General features: G+C 62.0%; 6 protein-coding genes. 2 read left to right on the top strand and 4 right to left on the bottom strand.

The window, feature by feature from the left end:
* Nucleotides 1-186, bottom strand: a 186-nt coding sequence (locus tag EN781_RS24855) for a hypothetical protein (protein WP_145965612.1), incomplete at its 3' end; no start/stop codon positions are given.
* Complete coding sequence (locus tag EN781_RS24850; protein WP_127400410.1) at nucleotides 183-1,718, bottom strand: NAD(P)H-hydrate dehydratase; 1,536 nt, start codon at nucleotides 1,716-1,718, stop codon at nucleotides 183-185. The genes EN781_RS24855 and EN781_RS24850, both read right to left, overlap by 4 nt.
* A 358-nt stretch (nucleotides 1,719-2,076) precedes the next feature.
* Between EN781_RS24850 and EN781_RS24845 the strand changes: the two genes are divergently transcribed.
* Entirely contained in the window at nucleotides 2,077-2,415 is a 339-nt protein-coding gene (locus tag EN781_RS24845; RefSeq protein ID WP_006205430.1) for a P-II family nitrogen regulator, read from the top strand.
* 60 nt (nucleotides 2,416-2,475) lie between these two features.
* On the top strand, nucleotides 2,476-3,885 hold the full coding sequence (gene glnA / locus EN781_RS24840) for a type I glutamate--ammonia ligase (protein ID WP_126054659.1): 1,410 nt from the start codon (nucleotides 2,476-2,478) through the stop codon (nucleotides 3,883-3,885).
* 195 nt (nucleotides 3,886-4,080) lie between these two features.
* Here glnA and EN781_RS24835 read toward each other — a convergent pair whose 3' ends face one another.
* Complete coding sequence (locus EN781_RS24835) at nucleotides 4,081-5,121, bottom strand: glutamine synthetase beta-grasp domain-containing protein (RefSeq protein WP_126054660.1); 1,041 nt, start codon at nucleotides 5,119-5,121, stop codon at nucleotides 4,081-4,083.
* On the bottom strand, nucleotides 5,118-5,356 hold a 239-nt coding region (locus EN781_RS34880; RefSeq protein WP_210213495.1), incomplete at its 5' end, for a hypothetical protein. The genes EN781_RS34880 and EN781_RS24835, both read right to left, overlap by 4 nt.

Raw genomic sequence — 5,356 nt, 5'->3', positions numbered from 1 at the left:
GTCGTAGAGGGTCTTCAAATCATCCTTCCCGTCGACGCTGAACACGCCGGCGAATGAGAATCCCTTGGCATCGAGCGCGGCAAGCACCGCTGGATCGTCGACGATGGTCACCGGTGCCTCGGCACGCGCGCCATGCGGCCCAGGCAGCGCGAAGATGATCGACAAGACGAGCGCAAGTCGCTTCATGCGAGGGCCTCAGCTTGACGGGCTGCGACCAGCTCTCGCAGCACCGGAACCATGGCGATCGGCAGATCCTCGGCGATCAGCCCCGGACCGAAGCGGTTGCCGGCCTCGGCATGGATCCAGACCGCCGCAGCCGCTGCTTCGAACACCGCCATGCCTTGCGCCCCAAGCCCGGCGATGATGCCGGCCAGAACGTCACCCGACCCGGCGGTGGCAAGCCATGGCGCGCCATTGTTGTTGATGGCCGCCAGGCCGTTCGGCGCCGCGATCACCGTATCGGCGCCCTTGTAGACGACGACCGCATTGGCGCGCTGGGCGGCCGCGCGGGCCCTGGCCAACTTGGAGAGGTTCTTGTCTGCAGCAATGTCCGGAAACAGGCGGACAAACTCACCTTCATGCGGCGTCACTACCAATATGGGAGCGTGCGGCTTGTGAGCAGCCTCAAAGAGGATGTCAGGCTCATCGCGAAACGAGGTGATGCCATCGGCATCGAGCACCAGCCCGTCGATCCCGCCGGCCGCACCTTGCAGTCCAGCCCTCAGTATCGCCAAGGCAAGATCCCGTGTCCTTTCGCCAACGCCGAAGCCAGGTCCGAGGACAAAGGCCGACGGCCGCCGTTCGCCGATGAAGTCGTTCAGGTCGACGACAGTGTCGGTCCTGCGCAACATGATCGAAGTCAGGTGCGCGGCATTCGCCTGCATGGCGTTCGCTGGCGACAGCACGGTCACCGCCCCTGCCCCTGCCCGCGCGGCGGCAAGCGCCGACAAGCGCGCGGCGCCGGTTGCGGACGGCCCGCCGGAAAACACACCGACATGGCCGCGATTGTATTTATGCGCGTCGGTGGTCGGGAGCGGAAAATCAGCTCGCCAGAGCGAGGGGGTGTTCTCGAACGTCGACACGCCAAGCTGCGCAATGACCGCATCGCTAATGCCGATGTCCGCCAGCACGACCTCAGCGCAGCGTTCCCGCCCCGGCAGCAGCAGATGACCGGGTTTCTTGCGTGCGAAGGTGACCGTGACCTCGGCGCTGAATGCCGCGCCGAGAATGGCACCGCTTGCACCGGAGACGCCGGAGGGTAGATCGACGGCGATCACCGGCAGATCGATTTCCCTGGCCATTTCGATCGCCGTGGCGTCGTGACCGGACAGGGGCTTCGAGAGTCCTGCCCCATAGAGAGCATCGACGATAATGGAGCCTTTCTCGGCGGCAAATGCCGCGAGCGGTCGAGCTTTTGCGGGGCACTCCGCCGCGACAATCGCGGCATCGCTGCCGGCTCGCGGTTTGCCCGATACCCACACCGCGACATTGACACCGGCCTCGGCCAGCAATCTCGCCACGACATAGCCATCGCCCCCATTGTTGCCGGGACCACAGAGAACATGGACCCTTGAGGCCGCCGGGTAACGCGCCAGCACAACGGCGGCGACCGCCTCGCCGGCCCGTCGCATCAGGCCATAGCCGTCGAGCGGTCCGGCCGCGATCGCCAGCCGGTCGGCCTCGGCCATTTCAACCGGAGATAAAAGTTCGTTGCTCATGGATTGCGGTCCGCTCTCCGGTGAAGCATTGTCCAGTTTTCGGTTTGAAGCAAACAGCGAAACACCTGCCACTGCTCAGAAACGCATCGCTCGATGCAATGCGCCAATGGGCAGAAATGCCTGCAAATTACGCTATTTGCCTAATTATTGTGCGGACGGGAGGATCGGCAATGTATAGGCTTCGAGCGTCCATGACGCTTCCAATGCAGCGAATGACGCGAATATGCATCCGGGCATGACAATTGATGAAATCGCCCGATACCGCCTCGAATCCGCAGGATTTGGCACAGTTCGTGCTTGATGGAGGCGCAAGCGGGGTACACAACCCGTCTTTTTGGCAGTGGAGGCCACATTTTACATGAAAAAGATCGAAGCGATCATTAAGCCATTCAAGCTGGACGAAGTGAAGGAAGCGCTTCAGGAGGCTGGCCTGCAGGGCATCACAGTGACCGAGGCCAAGGGCTTTGGCCGGCAGAAGGGCCACACCGAACTCTATCGCGGCGCCGAATATGTCGTCGACTTCCTGCCCAAGGTGAAGATCGAAGTGGTGCTCGGCGACGACGCCGTCGAAGGCGCCATCGAGGCCATCCGCAAGGCGGCGCAGACCGGCCGCATCGGCGACGGCAAGATCTTCGTCTCCAACATCGAGGAAGTCGTGCGCATCCGCACCGGTGAAACCGGAATGGACGCCGTCTGACGCCCCCCATCTTTCTGCAACGTCATCATCAAAAAACGTCATCAAACAGGGATACATGACATGACGACAGCCAAAGACATCATGAAGCAGATCAAGGACAACGACGTGAAATTCGTCGACCTGCGCTTCACTGATCCGAAGGGCAAGCTGCAGCACGTCACCATGGATGTCGTCGAAGTCGAGGAAGACATGTTCGCCGACGGCGTCATGTTCGACGGTTCCTCGATCGCCGGCTGGAAGGCGATCAACGAGTCCGACATGGTGCTGATGCCCGATCCCGACACGGTGCACATGGACCCGTTCTTCGCCCAGTCGACCATGGTCATCCTGTGCGACATCCTTGATCCGGTCTCCGGCGAATCCTACAACCGCGACCCGCGCGGCACCGCCAAGAAGGCCGAGGCCTACATGAAGTCGGAAGGCATCGGCGACCAGATCTTCGTGGGCCCGGAAGCCGAATTCTTCGTCTTCGACGACGTCAAGTACAAGGCCGATCCCTACAACACCGGATTCCGCCTGGACTCCACCGAACTGCCGTCCAACGACGACACCGACTACGAGACCGGCAATCTCGGCCATCGTCCGCGCATCAAGGGCGGCTACTTCCCTGTGCCGCCGATCGATTCCGCCCAGGACATGCGCTCGGAAATGCTGACCGTGCTCGCCGAGATGGGCGTGCGCGTCGAGAAGCATCACCATGAGGTCGCCGCCGCCCAGCATGAGCTCGGCATCAAGTTCGACACGCTGGTCCGCAACGCCGACAAGATGCTGATCTACAAGTACGTCGTTCACCAGGTCGCCAACGCCTATGGCAAGACGGCCACCTTCATGCCGAAGCCGGTGTTCGGCGACAACGGCTCGGGTATGCACGTCCACCAGTCGATCTGGAAGGGCGGCAAGCCGACCTTCGCCGGTAACGAATATGCCGGCCTGTCGGAGAGCTGCCTGTTCTACATCGGCGGCATCATCAAGCACGCCAAGGCGATCAACGCCTTCACCAATCCGCTGACCAACTCCTACAAGCGCCTGGTGCCGGGTTACGAAGCGCCGGTGCTGCTCGCCTATTCGGCGCGCAACCGCTCGGCGTCCTGCCGCATTCCGTTCGGCTCGTCGCCGAAGGCCAAGCGCGTCGAGGTCCGCTTCCCCGATCCGGGCGCGAACCCCTACCTCGCGTTCGCCGCCATGCTGATGGCCGGCCTCGACGGCATCAAGAACAAGATCCACCCGGGACAGCCGATGGACAAGGATCTTTACGACCTGCCGCCGAAGGAGCTGAAGAAGATCCCGACCGTCTGCGGCTCGCTGCGCGAGGCGCTGCAAAGCCTCGACAAGGACCGCGGCTTCCTCAAGGCCGGCGGCGTCTTCGACGACGACCAGATCGACAGCTACATCGAGCTGAAGATGGCCGAGGTGATGCGCTTCGAGATGACCCCGCATCCGGTCGAATACGACATGTACTATTCGATCTAAACTTCTGATCGGATTGAGATTTAGAGCCCTCGGAGGTCTCCCTCCGAGGGCTTTTTTATTGTCGCCGATGGTGGCGGCGCTCAGGTCGCGCGGCGTGATCGCCGGCGATTCCCATGCAAAAAAAGCCCCGGCGTTTCCGCCGGGGCTTTCTTGTCGCAGAGTATCCGTCGCAGCGCGAACGCGCCCCGGCTTGGATCAGGCGGCGGCCGAAACCTGGCCGCTGGCCGGGACCGACGCGATCGTCTTCAGGATCTGCGAAGCGATCTGGTAGGGGTCGCCCTGCGAGTTCGGACGGCGATCCTCCAGATAGCCCTTGTAGTCGTTCTTGACGAAGGAGTGCGGCACGCGGATCGAAGCGCCACGGTCGGCGATGCCGTAGCTGAACTTGTTCCACGGCGCGGTCTCGTGCTTGCCGGTCAGGCGCTTGTCGTTGTCCGGGCCGTAGACGGCGATGTGATCCAGCAGGTTCTTGTCGAACTCAGCCATCAGCGCTTCGAAATAGGCCTTGCCGCCGACTTCGCGCATATAGGCGGTCGAGAAGTTGGCGTGCATGCCCGAGCCGTTCCAGTCGGTGTCGCCGAGCGGCTTGCAGTGGTACTCGATGTCGATGCCGTATTTCTCGGTCAGGCGCTGCAGCAGGTAGCGGGCCATCCACATCTGGTCGGCGGCCTTCTTGGAGCCCTTGCCGAAAATCTGGAATTCCCACTGGCCCTTGGCCACTTCGGCGTTGATGCCTTCGTGGTTGATGCCTGCGGCGAGGCACTGGTCGAGATGCTCCTCGACGATCTGGCGCGCGACCGAGCCGACATTCGAATAGCCGACGCCGGTGTAGTACGGGCCCTGCGGCGCCGGATAGCCGCTCTCCGGGAAGCCGAGCGGACGGCCGTCCTTGTAGAAGAAATATTCCTGCTCGAAGCCGAACCAGGCGCCCTCGTCATCCAGGATGGTGGCGCGCTTGTTGGAGACATGCGGCGTCACGCCATCGGGCATCATCACTTCGCACATCACCAGCACGCCGTTCGTGCGGGCCGGATCCGGGAACATGGCGACCGGCTTCAGCACGCAGTCGGAGCTGTGGCCTTCGGCCTGCTGAGTCGAGGAGCCGTCGAAGCCCCACAGCGGCAGCTGCTCGAGCGTCGGGAACTCGGCAAATTCCTTGATCTGGGTCTTGCCGCGAAGATTGGGGACCGGGGTGTATCCGTCGAGCCAGATATACTCGAGCTTGTATTTGGTCATTCTAGAGCCTCTCGTTGCTTGATCACCGCGCAGGGCGACGACGCATGGCCGGGCTGAGCCGACCTGCCGATCGTTAAAAAGCAATTCGTGTGCCACACTTGTCCCGGTGGGTGCGGCAAAATGGTCAAAGCTAAGCGTTGAATTTGCTGAGCCGTCTCAGTGATGCGCCCGGATCGATCAGAAGCATTATTTGCATAAATAATAGGCAAATACTGATCTTTTTGTGGGCATATTG

This window comes from Mesorhizobium sp. M4A.F.Ca.ET.090.04.2.1, from assembly GCF_003999085.1.
Taxonomy (GTDB): domain Bacteria; phylum Pseudomonadota; class Alphaproteobacteria; order Rhizobiales; family Rhizobiaceae; genus Mesorhizobium.
The sequence above is the reverse complement of the archived record's forward strand: the minus strand, read 5'-3'. Positions and strand labels throughout refer to the sequence as shown.

What these genes read in the sequence shown, in the direction of transcription:
- EN781_RS24845 (WP_006205430.1), top strand. Translation starts at nt 2,077, where the DNA reads ATGAAAAAGATCGAAGCGATCATTAAGCCATTCAAGCTGGACGAAGTG.
- EN781_RS24835 (WP_126054660.1), bottom strand. Translation starts at nt 5,121, where the DNA reads ATGACCAAATACAAGCTCGAGTATATCTGGCTCGACGGATACACCCCG.
- EN781_RS24850 (WP_127400410.1), bottom strand. Translation starts at nt 1,718, where the DNA reads ATGAGCAACGAACTTTTATCTCCGGTTGAAATGGCCGAGGCCGACCGG.
- glnA (WP_126054659.1), top strand. Translation starts at nt 2,476, where the DNA reads ATGACGACAGCCAAAGACATCATGAAGCAGATCAAGGACAACGACGTG.